Genomic DNA, 20,363 nt, shown 5'->3' with positions numbered 1-20,363 from the left:
GACTAGCGACGCCCTCGGCAGGTTGCTCAGGCACGAGCTCCGGGCGTCGCGCCCGCGCCGACCAGCTCCTGCTCGCGCACGTCGTCGGCGTGGATGTCGCTCTGGTAGGTCTCGGTGGCGAGCCAGGTCGCGACCACCGTGATCAACGCCATCATCGCCATGTAGAGGGCCACGGCCGGCCAGCTCCACGCCTTCAGCAGCGCGGCGGCGACCAGCGGGGCGAAGCCGCCGGCAGACACCGAGGCGAGCTGGTAGCCGAGCGAAGCGCCGCTGTAGCGGACCCTGGTGCCGAACAGCTCCGAGAAGAACGCCGCCTGCGGCCCGTACATGAGGTCGTGGCCGATGTTGACCCCGAGGACGATCGCCAGCCAGATGAGGGTCGACGTCTTGGTGTTGACCATCCAGAAGAACGGGAACGCGAACACCAGCGAGAACACCGCCCCGCCGAGGTACAGCGGCCGCCGGCCGACCCGGTCGGAAAGTGCCCCGTACAAGGGGATGGTCTGCGTCTCCTTGACCCGCTGGAAGGCTGGCGACTCGTACAGCTTCCGGCGCACGAACAGGCCGATCGCGATCAGCACCACGCTGAGCAGGAACGGTATCCGCCAGCCCACGACAGGAACGCCGCGTCGGAGGTGGCCTGCTGGACGATCAGGAAGACCACCGTCGACAGGAACAGGCCGGCGGGCACGCCCATCTGCGGCCAGCTTCCGAGGCGAGCAGTGGACCTGCTGCTCGTAGCCGCTTGCCGTACCCGGACTGGTCGGCGATGTTGGGAAACAGGTGCCGCAGGTGCTTGCGGGCGTAGCGGATCCAGTGTCGCTCTGGTGGGAAGTCGAGCAGGACCTGGGCGATGCCAGACACAGCAGCGCAGCGTCGGAACGTCGCGGTGGCCGCCCGATCCGGCGACGCCCGGTGGCGCGGACTCGACCTCCTACTATGTGGATCATATCGTGGTTCACCCCGACTGGTTCACCGCTCCGGCGCTGAGGGGCAACTCCAAGCGCCTGGGCCTCGCGCCGCCTGCTGAGGACATCGCGCTGGTCTGGCTGACCGAATCCCCGCAGCAGGAGGAAGGGATCAGCCCGGCGCCGATCGTCGGAGCTGGCGAACTCCACGGCGAGACCGTTGTCGCGATCAACACCTGGACCAGCAGCATGCGTTGCGCTGGTCCGTCGTACTCCTACCGCCTCGATGCACCGACGGCACAGGAGTTCCTGAACACCTACCTGTAGTCGCATTCCGTCGTGTCGACCCGGGGAGCACGTGACCCCCGGGTCGACCGTCAGCCTCCGACAGCAGGGGCGGAGATCATCTGTGAGATGGCGGCTGTAACACAGTCTGCCTCTGACAGGCTGCTCGCCTCTGCAGAGCAGTGCGATTACGACGCATGACTTTGCCGCTTTACGGTCGGCGGCGACCCGGGCTGCGTGCTGGTGAGCTGGCTGGCCCGCTGCTAGGTGGCGGTCTCGCGGTCTTTGGCCTGCTCGGCCCGCGCCCTGGCCCGGTCACGCCGGTTGGCTGGCAGGGGCTGGCCGGCGGTCACGTCGCGGGCCACATCGGCCAGCCGGCGGGTCGAGGACCGCGCCGCCCCCCGCAACCGCTCGAACGCGGTCTGCGCGTCCAGCCGCTCGCGGCCCATGAGCACCCCCTTGGCCTGCTCGATCAGCCAGCGGTGCTCCAACGCGGCCTGCAGCTGCTCGGCCAGCCGACCCTTGACCTGGGCGGTGACCGCCGCGCTGAGCAGGCTGGCGACCAGCCCGGCATAGGCCTGCAGGGCGGCGACCTCGCTGGGATCCCAGTCCCGCGCCTGGCCGGCGTAGACGTCCAAGGTGCCGATCACCCCGCCGTCCAGCTCCACCGGCACACTCAACGCCGCGCAGATCCCTTCGCTGAGCAGCACCTGGGTGAACTCACCCCAGTCCGGTTCGGTGCCGATGTTGCGGATGGCGGCCGGCAGCCGTTGGCGGAACGCCACCGCACAGGGGCCTTGGGCCAGCCGCTCCTGGCTGTCCTCGACGGTCTGGGCGCTCTGGTCAGATGCGCTGGCCCAGCGCAGCTGCCCCTGTTGGTCGACCAGCATGAGGCCGGCCGCGTCGGCTCGGAACAGCTGCTTGGCCGCGTCGGTCACCTGCTGCAGGGTGGGGGCCAGGCCGCGTTCTGGGTCCAGGCTGCCCAGGGCGCCGATGCTGTTGGCCAGGTCGGTCGGGTCGATGGGCATGGCGCTGCCTGCCTTTCTTGGTGCCGGGGACTGGCGAACTGGTCACCAGGCCAGGGAGTGGATGCCTAGGATGCCGAGCGGGCCAACAGCCCGTCGCTTGGGAAGGGCCGGACAAGCTGGAGGTCCGGGGATGCTGCCACCGTCCAGGGGCCACGATGCGAACAGGGACTACGCGCATAACTGTACGCCTGCCACCGGCTCGCTCAACCCGGTGGCGCCGGCTGGCAGATTCGGGCCCGGTCCCGGTGGCTACCCCACCATGCAGCCTCGGGCTGCAACCGCTGCGACGGACGCGCCGCCACGGGCAGGTCGGCCCAGACCTCGCTTGCCTGCACCGACAGCCCGAGGCTGCCCCCACCCCAGCACCCAGCGCAGTGACGAACCGTCTAAGACGGCCACGTGCCAAGCCGCAGCCTTCCAATTGGATCTGCCCTGCTCACGTTGGGTGCCTCGTCCATCCAGGCGGATCCAGAAAGGTCCCGTCGGATCGTCTGGATGATCAAGCGCCTTCTGAGATGATCAAGCGCCTTCTGAGAGGGAATCGGATGGCGCCATAACCTGCTGGGACCCAATGCCCACGGGGTCTCCGCCTCGTCGGGTAGTCGCTCAGCGCGGTCGACCGCCGCTTGCTCCCGATCCGGCAGCCGCCCTGCGCCGGTCAGGCTCCGCCGCAGCCCGGTCCTGGGCTGCGGCCGCCCGATCCTCGGCCGCCTGGTCCTGCCGCTCGGCCGCCTGTTCACGGTCTGGGAGGGGCTTGTCCATGCTCATCGCATCCGCCCTGGTGGCACGAAGGTATGCAGTGCAGCGGCCGTTACCAGGGCGACGATAGTCCCTGCCGGGGCTCCTGTGGAGCCTTCCGACAGGGCAGGTGGCCGCCTCGGAGGAGCGCGCATGCTCCGATTGGGCATGGCTGAGGCCGGGCCGGGATGGTCAGGGTTCCACCAGTTGGGCACGCATGCAGGTCAGGGCGCGGCGCTGCAGCCGCGACACGTGCATCTGCGAGCAGCCGACCTTGGCAGCGATGGCGTATTGGTCCAGGTCGTGGAAGAACCGCATGACGATGACTTCGCGTTCCAGGCTGGGCAGCGCGGCGACCATGCCGGTCAGAGCCAACAGGTCTTCTGGTTCCTCCCTGGGCCCGGGGGCAGCCACCAGGTCGCCGAGACGAAGGTCGGGGTCGTCGCCGGCTGCCTGGTCCAGGGACACCTCCCGGCGGCTGGTCGCGACCGCCAACGCCTCCAGGATCTCCTCCTCGCTCACCTCCAGGTGCTCAGCCAGCTCGGTGGTGGTTGGGGCGCGGCCCAGGGTCTGGTGCAGCTCGTCGGCCGCCTTGAACAGCCGCAACGCTTGTTCCTTGACCGGGCGAGGTACGCGCAGCCGCCAGCTGGTGTCGCGCAGGTGGCGTTTGAGTTCGCCGACCACGCAGGCGACCGCGAAGGGGACAAACACCGGGCTCTTGGCCGGGTCGTAGCGGTCGATGGCGGCGATCAGTCCGGCCCGGGCGGTCTGGCGCAGGTCCTCGGGGGTGGTCCCGCGGCTGTTGCGGTAGCGGTTGGCCAGCCGGTCGGCCAGGCTCAGGTAGGCCAGGATGATCCGCTCTCGCAGCTTCGGATCGCGGCTGGTGGTGTACTCCTGCAGCCACCCGTCCACCGCGGTCGCCGCCGTCTGGTCGCCTGGCCGGACGTCGACGACCTCATCGTTTGGAAGCTGGGGGATGGTAGCGGACACCAGGCACCTCGTTGGGGCTGGTCGTCCACGGGGGCTGGGCAGACGAGGCGGCACAAGCAGCCAGCAAGGGTGGTCTTCCCTGTGCAGATGTTCGCAAACCTGCTCGGCCTCGGCTCAGCGTTCGACCAGGTTCAGAGAAGCTGCGCTTCCAACCCGGACCGACACCGCTGACCCGGACCAGCGGGTGCTGTCCGACGTCGCCGGAAGCCGACCTTGATCGGCTTGGGAGGGGATTCGCGTGCGGTCACGGTCTGGCCTTCTTGGGGTGCTCTTTGAAGAAGCGCACCAGCTCGGCGGAGGCATCAGGTCCCTGCGGATCGGTGTAGGAGCCGTGCGGGCTTCCCCCTGACCAGGCATGGCCTGCCTGATGGATGATCCACTGCTCCACGACCGCGCCCTCGCTGGCGTCAGGGTAGACACGGCGCGTGTACGCATGTCCACCAGCCACCTGCCCCGATGTCACGGTGGCCGCCTGCGCGGGCTTAGGGACGCCGGCCTGCTCGGCGGTGCCGGTCCGGCCCCAGTGGGCAAGCAGGTCCTCGGCGTTGATGGGGGCGACGATCGCGTCGCCATCCCCATGGAACACGATCAGCGGGATGCTCCTGGCCGGCTGGTGAGCACCCGGTGGTGGCCCCTGCTTCATGGCGGCGAACGCGGAGGGCAGGTCATGGGCGGCGCCGTAGGCGAGGCCGGAGTGCACACCGGCCGCGGCATACAGGTCAGGGTAGGTCGCGGCCATGACCGCGGCCATGGCCCCACCGGCCGAGAAGCCGGCCACATAGACCCGGCCGGCGTCGACCCGATAGGCGCTCATGACCTGGCGCGTGATCCCTGCGATGAGGGATGGCTCGCCGGCGCCGCGGTGTTGGTCGGCGGCCTGGAACCAGTTCCAACACCGCAGGCGATTGGCGGAGGTGGCTTGCTCGGGGTAGGCAACCAGGAACGTGTCCCGTTCGGCGAGCCCGTTGATGCCCGTGCCCGCCGCAAAGTCGACGGCCGTCTGCGTCCCACCGTGCAGCATGACGATCAGGGGCACGGTCTGTCCGGCATAGCTGCTGGGGATGTAGAGCTTGTAGCCGCGGGTCCCGGCGGCGTTGGTGTAGGACGCGTCGAGGAACCGTCCTCCGGCTCGGGCCACGGCGGCGGTCGCGTCTGGTGGGTGTGGGCGTGCACCGCCAGCAGGTCGCAGCCGGTGCGGGGAGCGCACGGGACGCTTGGCGACGCGGCGAAGCAACGCAGCGACGCTGGATGCTCCGGGTTCCTGGCCCATGCCCGACCCCGGCGGCACCGCAGGCCCAGCCGGGGCCTCGGCGACGCGCAGCTGCGCCCCGATCGGTTCGGCAGCGCGAGGCGGCTCTGGGGTGGACATGCCGGAGGCCGGCTGGTTGCCCAGCGTCCGCTGGATGAGTGCGGTCGCCTCGGCGAGCTGCCCCGCGCGGGTGAGGCGGGTGGCTTCGGCCATGGCGGCCTGCATCTGTTGCTGCATCTCACAGTTCCCTTCCATCAGGCTCACACGGTCCGGCCCGCCAACGCCGCCTTCACCGCGGCACTCGCCCGCAGGGCCCCGAGCACCTCGACCGATTCGATCGTCGCCAAGGCCAGCTCCGGGGAGACGTCCTCGGCGATGCTGGCCAGACCGAGCACGCGGATCTGCAGCCGCTGGCCAGCCTCGCTGACTGCCTCCAGGTCGCGGCGCGCGTAGTGCTGCACCCCAAGCACCAGCGTCTTGCGCGCCACCGTGTGGTTGACGGCCTCGGCGTGGGTGGCGAGCTGGGCGCGGATCGCGGTGCGGATGAAGTCGGTTCGGTTGGCGTAGAAGCCTTCCTGCACCAGCAAGTCGATCTGGCCTAGGTCCACGAGCCCCAGGTTGATCGTGATCTTCTCGGTCTTCTCGCCTTCACCCACCCTAACCATCCCCTTACCATCCCAGTGGATGGTTACTCCCACCCGTCACCTTTGTCAAGGGCTTCGTTCGACCGTGGCTGCGGAGCAACAGAGCAGCCGATCCGCTGAGTCGTTGGCAAAGCAGCAGGAGGATTGTGCACGCTTGCGGCGTGCACAATTGTGGGTAGGCACGGTAGTCAGGTTGCGCCGAGACAATCCTGGCTACCTGCGATGGCGGGTACTGGACGGCAGTGACCCCGACGGGGTTCGCGGCCGCCCTGCGCACGACGGACGATCTCGGGGGACCGTCGGGCGTGCAGCCTCACGACGCAGTCAGACAGGAGCGCACATGACACCCTTGGACGGAGCGCCGATGGTCGGGTCTCGGGATGGCGCCGACGGCAGCGCGAGCGGCCGGCCGGCGACCTCGCGTGCGGATCGCGGCAGTGACTACGCCGAGCTGTCCCGGCTGGTCAGGCAGGCTGGACTCCTGGACCGGCGGCCCGCCTGGTACGCCATGAAGATTGGTCTCAACACGGTCCTGCTCGGCGCCGGGTGGACCGCCTTCTCCCTGCTGGGGAATTCGTGGTGGCAGCTCGCCACCGCTGTCTGGCTCGCGGTCGCCTTCACCCAGACCGCGTTCCTCGGCCACGACGCCGGGCACCGGCAGATCTTCCGCCGGCGCCCGGCCAACGACCGCGTCGGGCTGGTCCTTGGCAACCTGCTGATCGGCGTGAGCTACGGCTGGTGGGTCGGCAAGCACACCCGCCACCACAGCCATCCCAACCACGTCGACCGGGATCCCGACGTCACCATCGGCGCGGTTGCGTTCACCGCCGACCAGGCGCGGGCCCGCCGTGGGCTCACCAGGGTGCTGGCCCGCTACCAGGCCTGGCTGTTCTTCCCGCTGCTCATGCTCGAAGCGGTGCACCTGCACGGCGCGAGCGTCAAAGTCGTGACACGCGGCGCGGTCAAGTTCAGGCGGCTCGAGGCGCTCCTGCTGTTCGCCCACATCGCCAGCTACTACACCGCCGTGCTGCTCGTGCTCACACCGCTGCGGGCGGCGGTCTTCGTCATCGTCCAGCAGGGCCTGTTCGGCCTGTACCTGGGATGCGCCTTCGCACCCAACCACAAGGGCATGCCCATGCTCACCGGACGAGACGAGCTGGACTACCTCAGGCGCCAGGTGCTGACCTCCCGCAACGTACGCGGAAGCCGGCTGGTGGACTTCGCGCTCGGCGGGCTCAACTACCAGATCGAGCACCACCTGTTCCCCAGCATGCCCAGACCGAACCTGCGGCGCTCCCAGGCCCTCATCCGCGGGTTCTGCGTGCAGCACGGCCTCTCCTACCACGAGAGCACGATGCTCAGCTCCTACGCGCAGGCGCTCCGTCACCTCCACGCGGTCGGTGCGCCGCTCCGTCCAGCGGTGGCCGACTGAGAGGCCAGCCACACGACCGCGTCCTGGATCCTGCAGCCGGACGAGCCGGCCGGCGAGTCCTGACGATCCGCGTGTCCTCGACCTTCCACGCAGGTGGGAGTACCGATGGGTGAGTGGGTGGGTGGCCGCGACGCGCTCGGAGACCCCGCCCGTCTGTAGGCGGCCAGGGCGTGCCGGATGCGGGCATTAACGATGAGGGCCGCGCCGGTCAGGGTCGGGATCGCCCACTGCAATACCGTGCACCACCGCTGTGCTGTGGTCACGTCCTCGTGGGGTGTCGGCGGTCGGGGCTGTGCCACTGTCGACGGGCATGTCGCTGGCCCACCGGAGCTTGGCGCCGAGCGCCCAGACCAGACGGTGGCACCCAGGGCGGCCGCCGTGCGGTTGAGCCCGATCGCGCCCATCAGCGAGCCGGCGAACCAGGCGGCCAGGCTGAGATCGTGCCGAGAGCGGGCGACGCTGTTGCCGGTTGCCATGGAGTACATCCTTGCCCGTCTCCGCGCTGCGGGAAGGACGCCGGACGGGGGCGGCCTTCCCGGTTTCCGCGCCCACGCCGGTTGGCGTGGGCGCGGAGGCGTCGTTTGATCGTTAGCGCGGGTCGCGTCGTGGCTGGTCGTCGACGTCGATGTGCTCCTTGCGGACCTCGTCGCCGACCTGGCGCTCCTCGGTGACCGTGCCCTTGTCGAGGCGGACGCGCTCCTTGGCCACGGCCCGCTTCTCGACCACCGGCTCCTCCTCGCGGAGCACCACCTCGTGCTCCTCCTCGGAGATGTCCGGCCCGGAGGTGGCCGCGTCGATGTTGGCGTCGGTGATCGGCTCACGCTCCAGCCGGACCTCCTCGCGCTGCACCGGCACGGTGGTGGTGACCTGCCCGGTGGTCACGTACTTGCGCAGCCGCACCCGGCCACGCTCGCGGGTCTCGGTGCCGACCCGCAGCTCCTCCTCCGACCGGGTCATCGCGTCATCGGTGGTCGGTCCGCTGGTGTCGTGCCCGACGGCGGTGTCCTGGGCGTCGTCATCGACGCGGTCGCCGTCGCGGTCGCGCGGGTCGATGTCGTGCCCGGCGGTGGCGGCGGGCAGGCCGGAGTCGGAGTGGGACTCGGTGTAGTCCAGGCCGTAGTGGCGGTACAGCTCGGCCTCGTCGTCCTGGGAGAGCTGCCCGTCGGCCTGCATGCCAGGCGCGTCTTTGACCTGCGCCTTCTCGTAGGGCACCTGGACGCTGTCGCCGGTGGCCTGCGCCTGGGCCAGGGGCACGAAGGTGGCCTTGGCGCCAAACAGGCCGGTGTTGACCAGGGCCCATTCGGGCTGGCCGGTGTCGTCGTCGAGGTAGATGTCGCTGATCTTGCCGATCTTGTCGCCGGCGGGGTCGACCATGGTGCGACCGTGCCAGTCGCGGACAGTGTCAAGGCTTGGTGCTGACATGCTGCTTCCTTCCCTCTTTCGTGGTTCCGTGTGGCTCATCGATGCGTTGCGGGTGGCGTTCCAGCGGTGCGCGGCCCTCCCCTCTCGGTCGTGCCAGGGAGCCGCTACCCGGGCGGGTGGTTCAGATGCCGGGCAGGCCAGAGCCGCCGGTGAACCGAGACGCCAGCTCCTTGGGGTCCAGACCGAACCGGTCGAGCATCCCGGCGTGCTGGTCGGTGTCGACCTGGTCAGGGAGCTCCTGGTCAGCCTGGTCGGCGCTCTGATGGTCGCCGCGCTGGCGGAGCAGGTCCAGGATCATGTTCTTGTCGAGCTGCATGCGGGCTCCTTTGGGATGGGTGATGACTGGGTTGTGGTGCGGGACGCCTCGGCCCCGATGTCCTGCCGAGGCGTCCCGCAGCCTGGTCGGGGCTAGCGGTCGCGGCGTAGCCGCCGCTCTGGCCGCTCGGCCGCGAATTCCTCGGTGGCGGTTGCGGTGTAGGCCGTCCCGTCGTCGTCGAAGGCCGACGCTCGCGCGGACTGCTGGGCCTGCTGCTTCAGCTCGGGCCCGCGCTGCTCGGCCCTGGTGGTGGCCTGCTCCCAGTAGCGCTGCATGGTCTTGATCCCGCCGCCGCCGATGGCGACCACGGCCGAGCCGACCACGATGGCCAGGATCGCGTACCACAGGCCGGTCACGATCCGCGGGGCGATCTTGAGCTGGTCCAGGGCCGCGAAGGCGGCGAACACCAGGATGGCGATGCCGGCCCCCTTGGCCATGAGCTGCCCGCCCGAGACGCTGCTGAGCAGGCTTGTGAGCAGGTCGGTGACCGCCCTTGCGATCGCCGCGGCGATCACGACGATCAAGATGGCGACCAGCACGTTGGGCAGGTAGGCGATCAGGCCCTTCAGCAGGTCGCTGACGGGGTTGGGGCCGAATACTCCGAAGGCCAGCTGCAGGGTGACCAGGAAGATGAGCCAGAACACGACCTTGGCGATGATGTCGGACGGGTCGTACTTGCTTCTGGCCAGGGCCTGCTTGATGCCGCCGCGTTCGACGGCGCGGTCGAAGCCGACCCGCTCCAGGACCTTGTTCAGCACGCCGGCGACGACCCGGGCGACCAGGTAGCCGACGAGCAGCACCAGCAGGGCGGCGGCGAGCTTGGGGATGAAGGTGATCACGTTGGACCACGCGTCGGAGATGCCGGCTTGGAAGTCGACGGCAAGGGGCATGGGCGAGCTCCTTCGGCTCAGGGTGGCAGACAGGCAGCGCACACCGGCATGTCAAACCCCTGGCGGCGCGCTGGCAACGGGTTCTTGTTGGTAGATGGAGGCGGCACGCCAACCCGGCGGCTGTCGCTCGACCGCGGCTGGTGCCGCAGCGGTGACGGTGCCCGGGGTCTGGGGGCCTCGCGAGGATGAAGAGCTGCCCATGGAGGGCTAGCTGTTGTCGCGGGTGGTCTAACCCGCTACCCGGTACGCAAACCTCTTCCACGAGGTGCTCAGCGGCCAGCGGCTGTCCCGGACGCGAAGGTGAGGCAGCCGGGATGACCGATAGCGGGAGCGCATGGTACCCAGCCGGTCAGCCACAACGCTACCGGGGCGCCGGGCCGGCCGCGCCACCCGTTAACAGGTGTTCCGCATCGCTACCGCTGGCTCGAGAGGGATCAGGGTGGCGGTCCTGGCCATTCGAGGGAGACCATGGTGGCGTCGTCACGTGGCTTTGCGCCTTGGTGGGCCAGGATGGCGTGGGCGAGTCGGCGCATCGTCTCGGCTGCAGGCTGGCCGGCCAGGGTCTCGCGCACCAGCAGGTCGGCCAGGCGGTCCTCTCCGAACGGATCACCGGCGAGGTTGCGGCCCTCGACGACCCCGTCGGTGTAGAACAGCACCCGGTCATCCGGGACCCTTGGTGATCAGCAACTCAGAGATCAACGTGGCCAGCCATGTGCACTGCACCCGCAGCGCGTCGTCGGCCCTCGGGATGGTGAGGCCGAGCACGCCGAGGCGTTCCGCGCCGTCCAGCAGCGGCAGCCACAGCCGCCGGCCCGCCCGACGGCAGCCTCTTGCACGGCGATCGCGCAAAGGCGCGGCCGGCCAGGGTGGCGTCGACCTCCAGCGGCGCCCGGTCGGTGCCGTCGGGAAGCGGAACGAGCAGGGCCTGTTCGTAGTCGACCAGGTAGATGGCCACATCATGGGGCGTCCAAGGCCTGCGCGGCCCGGGCGACCGCACCAACGATCTCGTCAGGTGCGAGGTCATGAGAGGTTTCGAGCAGGTTACCAAGCGCGTCCAGGCCCGGGTCGCTCATCGGTCACACTCCCTGGGTCGCTGGTCGGCCAGCAGCGCTGAGATGTGTTCGGCTGGGTGGTTTGCGGTCGCAGTGGCTGGCTACTCAGCATCGGCCCGGCAGCAGGCTGGGCCGATGTGGAAGGACCCAGTCCCCGTCCTTTCCGAACCCATATCCGGGAGGGTCCTTTCATGGCACGGCGACCTGCGGCCGACAAGGCCACACGACACCCGAGCCAGCTGCTGACGCTGGTCATCGGTGCCGTCTACACCCTTGTCGGCATCCTGGGCTTTCTGGTGACCGGCTTTGACAACTTCGCCGCCGAGACCGACAAGACCCTGCTCGGCTTCGAGGTCAACCCGCTGCACAACCTGGTCCACCTGGCGATCGGGCTGGCCGGGCTGGCCATGTGGCGGCGGCTGGACACCGCCCGCACCTACGGGTGGCTGCTGGCGGTCGGCTACGGCGCGACATTCCTGTACGGGCTGTTCGCGGCCGGCAACTCCGACATCAACTTCCTGTCCATCAACGGCGCCGACAACGGCCTTCACCTGGTCAGCGCAGTTGCTGGTCTGGCCATCGCCCTGCTGCCGGCGCGCCGGACCGCCCCGGGCCGGGGTGGTGTCGCCGACCGCGGCGCCTGACCTCGAGCGAGGTGGGGCGGGCAGCCCGCGCAGCCAGGGAGCGCCCACGCACGCGCCGCCGCTGCGTGCCCCCACTGGCGTCATCGCTGTTGCTCGGTTCATGCACAACCAAGAATAGAGAGGAACGATGAGCATGGCATCCACTGACAACGCCCTTGCCCGTACGCTGCACGACGTCGGCTTGGCGGCCTGGTTCGGCGGCTCGTTGATGGGCGCGGCCGGGGTCAACGGCGCCGCCGCGGTGGTCGAGGACCCCACCCAGCGCCTGCGGGTCGCCAATACCGGCTGGGCCCGCTGGACTCCACTCAACCTGGCGGGCATCGCCGCGCACCTGGCCGGCGGGGCGGTGCTGACGGGGGCCAACAAGGGCCGGCTTGCCGGCCAGCAGGGCGTCGCCACAGCGAGCACGGTCAAGACCGCGCTGACCGTCGCCGCGCTCGGCACCACCGCCTACGCCCGCCTGTTGGGCAAGAAGCTCGAGCGGGCCGGCGACGTCCCGGTCGAGGGCGGCACCTCCCCAAGTCCTACCACCCCCGACGATGTGGCCCGCGTCCAGCGGCAGCTCACCGCGCTGCAGTGGGTGATCCCGCTCCTGACTGGTGCGGTGCTGGTCGTCAACGCCCGCATGGGCGAGCAGCAGCGCCCCACCCAGGTCACCCAGGGCCTGTTCCGGCGGCTGCTGCCAGGTCGAGGTCGCTAGCCGGCTTCCCACCGGGCGCGGCGCTGCGCCTGGTCGCGGGGTACCCGTCGGCGTCCCAGGCACGGCGATCCGCCGGGACGGGGCTGGGCCGACCCGGTGTCCGGGCCAGCGCCCGCGGCCCGGGCAGGGAGCGAACCTGTCGAGGAGCAGGCGACGAGGAGGCCGATGGTGAGGGAGCTGCGGTTGTGGGCCGCCGCTGCGGCAGGGCCGGCCGCCGGCACCTCTGGGCCCTCACAGCCGCTGGCCACCCTGACCGTCGGCCAGCCGCCGAGCAGACCGAGGTGCTGCGGTTCAACCCGTGGACCACGGGACCGGGAATCCGCCCGTCCGGCTGCCTGAACCTGTTTACGCGACGCCGCCTACCAGGCAAGTCAACGGGGCCGGCGAGGCTGAGCATCGCGCCGGCCCCGGCTACCAAAGCGTTCAGCATCAGGGCGGGGGAGTTGTGTGATGGGATGCCGAGGTACCGTGGTAGGGAGACATGCAGGTGAACAGCGGTGCAGAGCAGGGTGTGAGGGAGCCCGAGGCAATGATGGGCACTGGCGAAGAACCGCCGGGCCGCCAGCGCCTCGAACACCCCCGGCGGGACAGCTCGCGCACGTACAGCCCGGCTCGGCCCTTGCCGTCCGGGTGGCCCCAGTCGGCACCGTGCTCATCGGTGACGCCCAGCAGCCCGACCCGCCAGCCGGCGTTCAGGCACTGGTTGAGGGGGGACTCTCCACCTCGGTCGGTGTCCTTGAGCAGGTACTCGTCGGTCTTGTTGAAGATCTCCAGGCCCACCAGCCGCTCAGCCAGAGCCGGCCGGTAGCCGAAGCGGCCGAAGCGCAGCCGCCCGGTCCCCGGGTGGTTGAACGTGATCAGGCCGCCGTTCCCGTGCCTCTCCAGCCAGCGCCAGAAGCGCTCCATCGTGGGGAAGGTGCGCAGCGGGTCGGTGAAGCGCCGGCTGCCCCACACGTTCATGTGGCCGAGCAGGAAGTGCGACCACGCAAACCCGCGCAGGGCGACGAACTCCCCGTCGTCGTTGGCCGCGTCGGCCAGGGACGCGGTCCGCAGCCAGGCCCGGCCGTCGATGCCGGTCCAGCCGGGCGCACCGACAAATCCGAGGAAAGCCGAGGCCCAGCGGCTGTGGTCGGTGATGGCGGCCACGTCCAGCCCGGCCGCTCGCATGCAGGCGAAGGCGCGCCCGGGGTCCCCTGCCCCGTCCGACAGCCAGGTATGGTTGTGCAGGTCGGCGTGGACCAGCCACCGGCCGGGGAACAGCCTGGAGCGGCGGCTGGTCCCCCAGGCGTCGTGCCCCCTCGGGGCCTTGGGATGGCCGCAACATGCCGGCACGATAGCGCGGGCATCATCGCTGTGGCCTGACAAACCCTGCCTGAGCCGCGGCCCAAGTCTGGCCAGGGCCTGTGCACGACCGCGAGCAGGTTGCTTGGCATCCTGGTGCTCGGCGGTCGCGTTGGCGGTGGTCGTGGCTGTCGTCTCATCGGGACTCCTGGTCGCGTGCGGATGGATGCCGCTTCTGGTTTCGCGGGAGGGCGTCTAACCTGGACCGTGATCGGCGCATCGCACTGTCGTGATGGCGGATCGTTTGGGCCGATGGGGAGTTGGCGGCCCGCTGGCAGGTGGGCGGTTGCAATGACAGCGGCGTCGGTGCGTGCCCACGGTGCGCCATGCAGGTGCGACGCTGTCGCGCGGCTGGTCGCCTTGGGTTGGGAGGGGTCATGGACGTGCCCGCAGACCAGTCGGCACGGGCGGTTGCCCAGCGGATCCCGCCCGGAACGGTCCGGAGGGCGCGCCGCCGGCGGCCCACGGGGGAGGCACCGCCGCTGCCGTATCACCTGCAGACCAGCGGGGTGAGATGGCTGACCGCCGCGGTCGCGCTGGTCGCGCTGACGATCGTGGTCTTCGCCCGCGGGCTGCGCGGCCTCGCCGTCGACGTGACCATCGCCGACGATGCGGTGGTCAGGTGGCTGGCCGGGCTGCACGCCCCAGGACTGGTGGGAGTCTTTCGGGCGCTGGCGGCCCTCAGCTCCTGGTGGATCCTCAACGGGCTGTTGTGGGGGCTGCTGCTGGCCCTGCTGGTGCTGCGGCGCTTCCGGCACCTGATCGTCCTGGTGATCCTCGCGCAGCTGCTGACCTTGGTCGCCGAGGCCTGGGTGGGCCGGATCGCCCAGCGTCCACGACCGTTCGGGGTGGTCATCCGGGCCGGCTGGGGCGGCTGGGCGCTGCCGTCGGTGCAGGTCACCTTCTTCGCGGCTGCGCTGGTCGTGATCTTGTACACGCTGGTGCCGGAGGGCCGCTGGCGCAACACCGGCAAGTGGCTGGCGACCGGGCTGGTGGCGTTGACCGGGCTCGGCCGCGTCGCGCTGGGCGCCGACGCCCCGACCGACGTGCTGGTCGCGGCGGCGATCGGGGTGACCCTCCCGCTGGTTGCCTTCCGGCTGTTCGCCCCCAACGAGGTGTTCCCGGTCGCCTACCGGCGGGGCCGCGCCGCGCACCTGGACGTCGGCGGGGCGCGGGGCGCGGCGATCCGGCGGGGCCTGGAGGACCAGCTCGGCCTGGTGGTCGAGGAGCTCAAGCCGTTCGGGCTGGCGGGCTCGGCCGGCTCCACCCCGCTGCGGATCACCCTCAAAGGTGACCCGCCCACCTACCTGTTCGGCAAGCTCTACGCCAAGAGCCATCTGCGCGCCGACCGCTGGTACAAGCTCGGCCGGGAGCTGCTGTACGGCCGGCTGGAGGACGAAAAGCCGTTCAACACCGTCCGGCGGCTGGTGCAGCAGGAGGACTACGCGCTGCGGGTGTGCCGCGACGCCGGGCTGCCCAGCCCGGCCCCGCACGGGTTCGTGGAGCTGACTCCTGAGCGGGAGTACCTGCTGGTCACCGAGTTCTTCGAGGACGCGGTCGAGCTCGGCGAGGCCGAGGTCGAGGTCGAGGTCGACGACGGGGTCATCGACGACGGCCTGGGCATAATCCGCCGGCTGTGGGACGCGGGGCTGGCCCACCGCGACGTCAAGCCGGCCAACCTGCTGGTGCGCGACGGCCGGCTGCTGCTGATCGACGTCGCGTTCGTCGAGGCCCGCCCCACCCCCTGGCGCCAGGCGGTCGACCTGGCCAACATGATGCTGTGCCTGGCGCTTGGTTCCAGCGCCGAACAGGTCTACCGGCGGGCGCTGCGGCAGTTCAGCATCGAGGAGATCAGCGAGGGGTTCGCGGCCGCCCGGGGACTGGCGCTGCCGTCCCAGCTGCGCCGAATGCTGCGGGAGAAGGGCCGTGACCTGCACGCCGAGTTCATCAAGCTGCTGCCGACCCCGCCGCACCCGATCCGGATCCAGCGGTGGAGCGCCCGCCGGGTCGGGCTCCTCGCGCTCGTGGCGGCGCTGCTGGCGTTCGTCGGGACAACCATCGCTGGAAACGTCGTCAACAACGAGGCCGGCAAGACGCCGCTGTACATCGGCAACCTCGGCTGCACCGATCTGGAGCCGCTGTGGCTGGAGGCCCAGTCGGTGCCGTCGGCGTCGCTGGTGCCATGCCTGCGTTCCCTGCCGACCGGCTGGACGCTGAGGACGGTGACGGTCAACGACGGCCGCTCGGTGCTCACCCTCGACCACGACCGGGCCGGCGCCGGCGCGATGGTCGTGCGACTGAGCGCGGGCTGCGACATCCGGGGTGCGACCCAGGTCCCGTCCGACCAGCCGGGGGCGCGGCGCTTCATGCTGATCGAGCGTCTGGCGCCGCAGTTCTCGGCCACCCGATTCGAGGTGTTTGCCGGCGGCTGCATAACCACCCACTCAACGGCACCGGCAGGAAGCCGGGCCGAGCTCACCGCCGAGGCGCCGCTCATCCTCGGCTTCACTCCCCGTCAGACGCTCCAGCAGGCGCTGGAGCAGCGTTCCAACGGGCAACTCCACCTCGACCCAGCGGGTGCACGATGACCGCGGCAGCCACCACCGACCCGGGCAGGCTCGCACGGCGCAAGCGCATGATCCGGGTGCAGCGGCTGGCAAGGTGGCTGAACCCGGTGGCGGCGTCTCCGGCAGCGTCGCGGGAGACCGTGGCGGCCCTGGATGCCTTGGGTCCGTCGTTGATGCCACGCACCGCGAGGCTGCAGGGCGTGGTGATGGGGCTCAACGTGCTCGGGGCGCGGGCAACGACCGGCGTGGTCGAGAAGCTGACGAGGACGGCGGTGCCGGCCGATGCCCCGCTTTCCGCGCAGCTTGCGGCGCGGGCGGTGATCGGCGGTTCCGGCGCGGCGCTGGCGGCGGTTCCGGAGCGATATTGCCAGCGGCTGTGGGTGGCGTCGCTAAGGTCCACCGGTCAGCTGCTCCGGGACGGCGCCGCCGGTGGGGCCGTCCACGATCTTGGTCGCTGGGTGCAGCAGCGCTACCCGAGCCAGCGCGCTGTCGGGCTGATCGCCGTCAGCGCCATGCGCACCACCGGACTGCTGTACCGGGCAGGTCGGCGGCTGGCCGCGCCAGAGGCTGCCGTGGACCGCTGGCCGCTGCCGCAGACGACCACGCTGCCAGGCGCGCTGGCGACCTCGTATGGAGTCACGACGGCCGGGATGGGGCTGGCCCGGGGCTTCACGTGGTCCCGCGGTGCGCTCGAGTCCTACTTCGGGCCGGGGCCCTCCAAGCGGGTGCTCGCGCGGCTGGTCAATGCCGGCGTGTGGGCCGGTGCGGCGACCGCGGCCTACAGCGCCGGCGTCGTCTACGTCGGGCGGGCCAACCAGAAACTGGAGCCGGCCTACGCGGCCCCGCCCGCCAGCCCCCTGGTGTCGGGCAGCGCCGACAGCCTGCTGCCGTTCACCGATCTTGGCCAGCAGGGACGCCGCTTTGTCACCGACGTCGTCACCCCGGAGCTGATCGAGCAGGTCATGGGCGAGCCGGCGGTCGCCCACCCGATCCGTACCTATGTCGGGTTCAACAGCGAACCGCTGTACCAGACCGGCCGGGCGGAGCTGGCCCTGGCCGAGCTGGACCGCACCGGCGCGTTCGACCGGTCGGTCCTGCTGCTGGTTTCACCGACCGGCACGGGTTGGGTCGACCACACGCTGATCGAGGCCGCCGAGTTCCTCACCCGGGGTGACATCGCGACCTGCTGTATCCAGTACGCCAGGTATCCGTCGTTCCTGTCGGTGCAGAAGGTGGCGCTTGGCCGCGGCCAGTTCCGGTTGCTGCTGTGGGGGGTGACCCAGCGGCTGGCCGGCCTGCCACCCGAGCGGCGCCCAAGGGTGCTGGTCTTCGGCGAGAGCATGGGTGCCTGGACGAGCTCGGACGTCATCATGTTCCAGGGAATCAAGGGGTTCGATCACTACGGGATCGACTGTGCCCTGTGGGTGGGGCTGCCGTGGCTGGCGAAATGGTCCCGGAGCGGCATGACCCGGGGCAGCAGCACGCTTGTCCCGCAGGGGACCGTCGGGGTCTTCGACCGCCACGAGCAGCTGGCGGCGCTCGACGACGACCAGCGCGCGCAGCTGCGGGCGGTCATTCTCTCCCACGATAACGACCCGATCGCCGTGCTGGGCCCTGACCTGCTGGTGCAGCGGCCGCCCTGGCTGGCCGACAGGCAGCGGGGCCGCGGGGTACCAGAGGCGATGGGCTGGCTGCCGCTGGTCACCTTCGTCCAGACAGGGATGGATGCGATGAACGCGATGTTGTCGGTGCCGGGTGAGTTCGCCTCGTTCGGGCACGACTACCGCGCCGACATGGCGCGGTTCGTGCACGACGCCTACCGCTTGCCCAACGTCACCGACGCGCAGCTGGCGCGCATCGAGGAGGTCCTACGATCTCTCGAGGTGCAGCGGGCCGAGCGCATCAAGGCCGAGCGCGCGCATGCCGCTCCTCCGGCGCCCACGCACCGATCCGGCGGCGACAACGTCCGCGGCGGCGTACCGCTCCGCAGTCGACGGACCCCGAGGGCCCGCTGGCTCAGGAGACCAGGGGCCCACCCCTCAGGCAAACCATCAATGCCTGACGCGCCTGCTGGTCGAACCCCGGAGCCACCGGCTCACGCCTAGCCCGAGCCCGAGTTTCCTGGCCAAGGTTCAACTCCATCTCTGGGAGCGTGGTGCCCAATGGGCCTCAGCAGCTGGAAGGACGAACGCTTTGAGTGAAACTAGCAGCTCAGGCAGCATATGGATTGTCACCAATAGTGAGATTTCCCAAAAGACACCACGCTCCTAGCACCGCCGCGAGCCGGGTCAACGTCCGAAACGAGGGTCCGTCGAGGCGAAAACGCAGCTGTTGACGATCCTGCGTGCCCTTCCTAGCGGGAGTTTCCTGGCTATCCCGTGGGGTGGTGGCGTTTCCGCAGGTGGGAAGCGCTGAATGAGGGTGGTTGGTGTATGACCTAAGGTTGACTGGGTGGGGCGTAGGTGTGCAGTCCGAACAGGTCGTACAGGCGGGCTTGGATGGGGGTGAGCTCGGTGAGCATGCGCCGGGCTCGGGGGCGGCCCCGCTGGCCTTGGTAGAGCAAGACGGTCTCTTGGATGCCGCCCAGGTGGCCGAGCAGCTCCCGCACGCTCATCGCCAGGCCGGCCCTGGCCGCCTCGCGGCGCAGGAGACGGGCCACGGCCAACGCCAAGGTGCAGTAGAAGGCGTGGACGACCACCTTCTGGTCGGTCCAGTGGTACATGGGCTGGAACGAGACGACCTTGGGGTCCTTCATCTGGCGGAAGTCGGCCTCGACCTCCTCTTGGGAGCGGTAGGCAGCCACCACCTGGGCGACCGTCCAGTCGGCCCGGTCGGTGAACAGGATCCGCTTGCCGAACAGCTCGGCCTCCAGCGCCTGGCGGGCGTGGGCGTCCGACTGCCAGTCCAGGCGCAGGCTGGCCGGGGTGTCGCCGTGAAGGGTGGTGTGCAGCACCCGTGCGACCCAGCGGTCGGCCACGATGCGGGCGATCTCAGCCTGGACGGCGGGCCGTTGCCGGCGGGTCTTGCCCCGTTCAAGGCGTGCCTTGAGCTCGTCCAGGCGACGGTAGGCCTTGGCGAGGGTCTGCTCGAGGCCGCGGGCCTGCTTGGCGTGCAGCTCGGCGGAGTGGGTGCACACCGCCCGCCAGGTGCCCCCCAGCGCGCTGACGTGGGTGTCGTAGGCGCGCAGGCCCGGGAACGCGTCGGGGTCGACCTTGCGGTAGCGGCTGGTGGGCACCGCCAGCAGGCTGGGGTGGTCTGACGGCGGCAGCGAGCCGACAAAATGCAGCGGGCTTCGGGCGATCAGGGCCTGGTTGGCGGTGGAGTCCTGCCCGGCGTCGTAGACGATGGTCAGATCCGCGCCGTCGTCGGCTGCCAGCGCCTCCCAGCGGCCCAGCAGCTCATCCACCAGGGCGCCGAACTGGGTCACGTCGGGACGGTTGCCGGGGTAGGGGTGCGACACCAGCGGCACCCCGCCGTCAGTGGACACGATCAGCCCGAGCCCGACCAGGCGCAGGTCAGCCCGGTGCTGCTTGGACTTGCCCCGCCGCGCGATGGTGTTGCGGGCGTTGCCGGAGTCCACCCAGGTCGCGAAGTTGGTCATGTCCAACACCAGCCCGGACACATCCACCCCGTACCCGGCGACCATCCGGGCGGTGATCGCCCGCTCCGCCTGGCGCACCACCGCCGCCGACAGCGCGTCCATCGCGTCCCAGAAGCGGCGGTGGTCCAACGCGCCGGGGCCCAGCCGCACCCACCGGTCGCCAGCGGTCGTCTGCCACCAGTCGGCAAACGCCAGCTTCGAGCAGGGCGCGACCACCCGGTTGACGGTGGCCAGGGCGATGTAGGTCCCCACCGACGCGGCCGCGTCGGACCGGCGGGATCCCACCAGCTCGTCGATGCTGTCGACCACGCCGAGTCGGCGGATCACCTCCCAGGCGGCGGCCAGGTCCCCGAAGGCGAGGTGGCGGGTTCGGTCCGGCACGACGGTCGCCCCCGACACCGCAGCTTGGATGTCTTCTGCCTTGCCCAGGTAGTGTTGCGCGACGATCTTGGGCTTGCCGCCTACCCGGGCGACCTCTCGCAGGTAGTAGTAGGTCTGCCCGCCGATCCGCTTGCCGACGATCGAAGCCATGCCGGCTATATTAGGTCATACACCC

General features: G+C 70.3%; 18 protein-coding genes. 6 read left to right on the top strand and 12 right to left on the bottom strand.

The window, feature by feature from the left end:
• Positions 1-26: 26 nt before the first annotated feature.
• Positions 27-614 (bottom strand): MFS transporter, encoded by a 588-nt coding sequence (locus tag VG276_07535; GenBank protein ID HEV8649245.1) that lies wholly within the window; start codon positions 612-614, stop codon positions 27-29.
• The gene (locus VG276_07530; protein ID HEV8649244.1) at positions 575-697 is read right to left on the bottom strand and encodes a hypothetical protein; all 123 of its coding nucleotides are present in this window, start codon (positions 695-697) and stop codon (positions 575-577) included. The genes VG276_07535 and VG276_07530 overlap by 40 nt, the downstream gene beginning before the upstream one ends.
• Before the next feature lie 256 nt (positions 698-953).
• On the opposite strand from VG276_07530, the gene VG276_07525 reads away from it, so the two are divergent.
• The gene (locus VG276_07525) at positions 954-1,235 is read left to right on the top strand and encodes a hypothetical protein (protein HEV8649243.1); all 282 of its coding nucleotides are present in this window, start codon (positions 954-956) and stop codon (positions 1,233-1,235) included.
• 221 nt (positions 1,236-1,456) lie between these two features.
• Here VG276_07525 and VG276_07520 read toward each other — a convergent pair whose 3' ends face one another.
• From VG276_07520 to VG276_07505, 4 genes are all read right to left on the bottom strand, one after another.
• A complete protein-coding gene (locus VG276_07520; protein ID HEV8649242.1) occupies positions 1,457-2,221 on the bottom strand; it encodes a GAF and ANTAR domain-containing protein in 765 nt (254 codons plus the stop codon).
• A 930-nt stretch (positions 2,222-3,151) separates the two neighbouring features.
• Positions 3,152-3,949 (bottom strand): sigma-70 family RNA polymerase sigma factor, encoded by a 798-nt coding sequence (locus tag VG276_07515; protein ID HEV8649241.1) that lies wholly within the window; start codon positions 3,947-3,949, stop codon positions 3,152-3,154.
• 244 nt (positions 3,950-4,193) lie between these two features.
• Positions 4,194-5,411 carry a PHB depolymerase family esterase gene (locus VG276_07510; protein ID HEV8649240.1) on the bottom strand — a complete coding sequence of 406 codons (1,218 nt, stop codon included), beginning with the start codon at positions 5,409-5,411 and terminating at the stop codon, positions 4,194-4,196.
• A 47-nt stretch (positions 5,412-5,458) separates the two neighbouring features.
• The gene (locus VG276_07505) at positions 5,459-5,863 is read right to left on the bottom strand and encodes a CopG family transcriptional regulator (GenBank protein ID HEV8649239.1); all 405 of its coding nucleotides are present in this window, start codon (positions 5,861-5,863) and stop codon (positions 5,459-5,461) included.
• A gap of 343 nt (positions 5,864-6,206) precedes the next feature.
• Between VG276_07505 and VG276_07500 the strand changes: the two genes are divergently transcribed.
• Complete coding sequence (locus VG276_07500; GenBank protein HEV8649238.1) at positions 6,207-7,274, top strand: acyl-CoA desaturase; 1,068 nt, start codon at positions 6,207-6,209, stop codon at positions 7,272-7,274.
• Between the two features lie 588 nt (positions 7,275-7,862).
• Here VG276_07500 and VG276_07495 read toward each other — a convergent pair.
• The 4 genes from VG276_07495 to VG276_07480 form a co-directional block, all read right to left on the bottom strand.
• On the bottom strand, positions 7,863-8,696 hold the full coding sequence (locus VG276_07495; GenBank protein ID HEV8649237.1) for a PRC and DUF2382 domain-containing protein: 834 nt from the start codon (positions 8,694-8,696) through the stop codon (positions 7,863-7,865).
• Positions 8,697-8,817: 121 nt separating this feature from the next.
• On the bottom strand, positions 8,818-9,012 hold the full coding sequence (locus VG276_07490; protein ID HEV8649236.1) for a hypothetical protein: 195 nt from the start codon (positions 9,010-9,012) through the stop codon (positions 8,818-8,820).
• A gap of 92 nt (positions 9,013-9,104) precedes the next feature.
• A complete protein-coding gene (locus tag VG276_07485) occupies positions 9,105-9,902 on the bottom strand; it encodes a hypothetical protein (GenBank protein HEV8649235.1) in 798 nt (265 codons plus the stop codon).
• Positions 9,903-10,336: 434 nt separating this feature from the next.
• Entirely contained in the window at positions 10,337-10,558 is a 222-nt protein-coding gene (locus VG276_07480; GenBank protein HEV8649234.1) for a SpoIIE family protein phosphatase, read from the bottom strand.
• A 587-nt stretch (positions 10,559-11,145) separates the two neighbouring features.
• Between VG276_07480 and VG276_07475 the strand changes: the two genes are divergently transcribed.
• Complete coding sequence (locus VG276_07475; GenBank protein HEV8649233.1) at positions 11,146-11,598, top strand: DUF4383 domain-containing protein; 453 nt, start codon at positions 11,146-11,148, stop codon at positions 11,596-11,598.
• A gap of 133 nt (positions 11,599-11,731) precedes the next feature.
• Complete coding sequence (locus VG276_07470; GenBank protein ID HEV8649232.1) at positions 11,732-12,298, top strand: hypothetical protein; 567 nt, start codon at positions 11,732-11,734, stop codon at positions 12,296-12,298.
• A 429-nt stretch (positions 12,299-12,727) separates the two neighbouring features.
• On the opposite strand, the gene VG276_07465 is transcribed toward VG276_07470, so the two are convergent.
• Complete coding sequence (locus VG276_07465; protein ID HEV8649231.1) at positions 12,728-13,630, bottom strand: hypothetical protein; 903 nt, start codon at positions 13,628-13,630, stop codon at positions 12,728-12,730.
• Between the two features lie 386 nt (positions 13,631-14,016).
• On the opposite strand from VG276_07465, the gene VG276_07460 reads away from it, so the two are divergent.
• Both VG276_07460 and VG276_07455 read left to right on the top strand, forming a co-directional pair.
• On the top strand, positions 14,017-16,227 hold the full coding sequence (locus VG276_07460) for a phosphatase PAP2 family protein (GenBank protein ID HEV8649230.1): 2,211 nt from the start codon (positions 14,017-14,019) through the stop codon (positions 16,225-16,227).
• Positions 16,224-18,311: an alpha/beta-hydrolase family protein gene (locus tag VG276_07455; protein ID HEV8649229.1), complete on the top strand. Its 2,088-nt coding sequence runs from the start codon at positions 16,224-16,226 to the stop codon at positions 18,309-18,311. The genes VG276_07460 and VG276_07455 overlap by 4 nt, the downstream gene beginning before the upstream one ends.
• A gap of 332 nt (positions 18,312-18,643) precedes the next feature.
• On the opposite strand, the gene VG276_07450 is transcribed toward VG276_07455, so the two are convergent.
• A complete protein-coding gene (locus VG276_07450; GenBank protein HEV8649228.1) occupies positions 18,644-20,338 on the bottom strand; it encodes an IS1634 family transposase in 1,695 nt (564 codons plus the stop codon).
• Positions 20,339-20,363 lie beyond the last annotated feature (25 nt).

The organism is Actinomycetes bacterium (assembly GCA_036000965.1).
GTDB lineage: Bacteria > Actinomycetota > CALGFH01 > CALGFH01 > CALGFH01 > DASYUT01.
The sequence above is the reverse complement of the archived record's forward strand: the minus strand, read 5'-3'. Positions and strand labels throughout refer to the sequence as shown.

Excerpts from the sequence above, each read along its gene's own strand:
- VG276_07490 (HEV8649236.1), bottom strand. The coding sequence starts at position 9,012 with ATGCAGCTCGACAAGAACATGATCCTGGACCTGCTCCGCCAGCGCGGC.
- VG276_07455 (HEV8649229.1), top strand. The coding sequence starts at position 16,224 with ATGACCGCGGCAGCCACCACCGACCCGGGCAGGCTCGCACGGCGCAAG.
- VG276_07450 (HEV8649228.1), bottom strand. The coding sequence starts at position 20,338 with ATGGCTTCGATCGTCGGCAAGCGGATCGGCGGGCAGACCTACTACTAC.
- VG276_07505 (HEV8649239.1), bottom strand. The coding sequence starts at position 5,863 with ATGGTTAGGGTGGGTGAAGGCGAGAAGACCGAGAAGATCACGATCAAC.
- VG276_07475 (HEV8649233.1), top strand. The coding sequence starts at position 11,146 with ATGGCACGGCGACCTGCGGCCGACAAGGCCACACGACACCCGAGCCAG.
- VG276_07520 (HEV8649242.1), bottom strand. The coding sequence starts at position 2,221 with ATGCCCATCGACCCGACCGACCTGGCCAACAGCATCGGCGCCCTGGGC.
- VG276_07460 (HEV8649230.1), top strand. The coding sequence starts at position 14,017 with ATGGACGTGCCCGCAGACCAGTCGGCACGGGCGGTTGCCCAGCGGATC.
- VG276_07470 (HEV8649232.1), top strand. The coding sequence starts at position 11,732 with ATGGCATCCACTGACAACGCCCTTGCCCGTACGCTGCACGACGTCGGC.
- VG276_07530 (HEV8649244.1), bottom strand. The coding sequence starts at position 697 with ATGGGCGTGCCCGCCGGCCTGTTCCTGTCGACGGTGGTCTTCCTGATC.
- VG276_07495 (HEV8649237.1), bottom strand. The coding sequence starts at position 8,696 with ATGTCAGCACCAAGCCTTGACACTGTCCGCGACTGGCACGGTCGCACC.
- VG276_07485 (HEV8649235.1), bottom strand. The coding sequence starts at position 9,902 with ATGCCCCTTGCCGTCGACTTCCAAGCCGGCATCTCCGACGCGTGGTCC.
- VG276_07500 (HEV8649238.1), top strand. The coding sequence starts at position 6,207 with ATGGTCGGGTCTCGGGATGGCGCCGACGGCAGCGCGAGCGGCCGGCCG.
- VG276_07510 (HEV8649240.1), bottom strand. The coding sequence starts at position 5,411 with ATGGCCGAAGCCACCCGCCTCACCCGCGCGGGGCAGCTCGCCGAGGCG.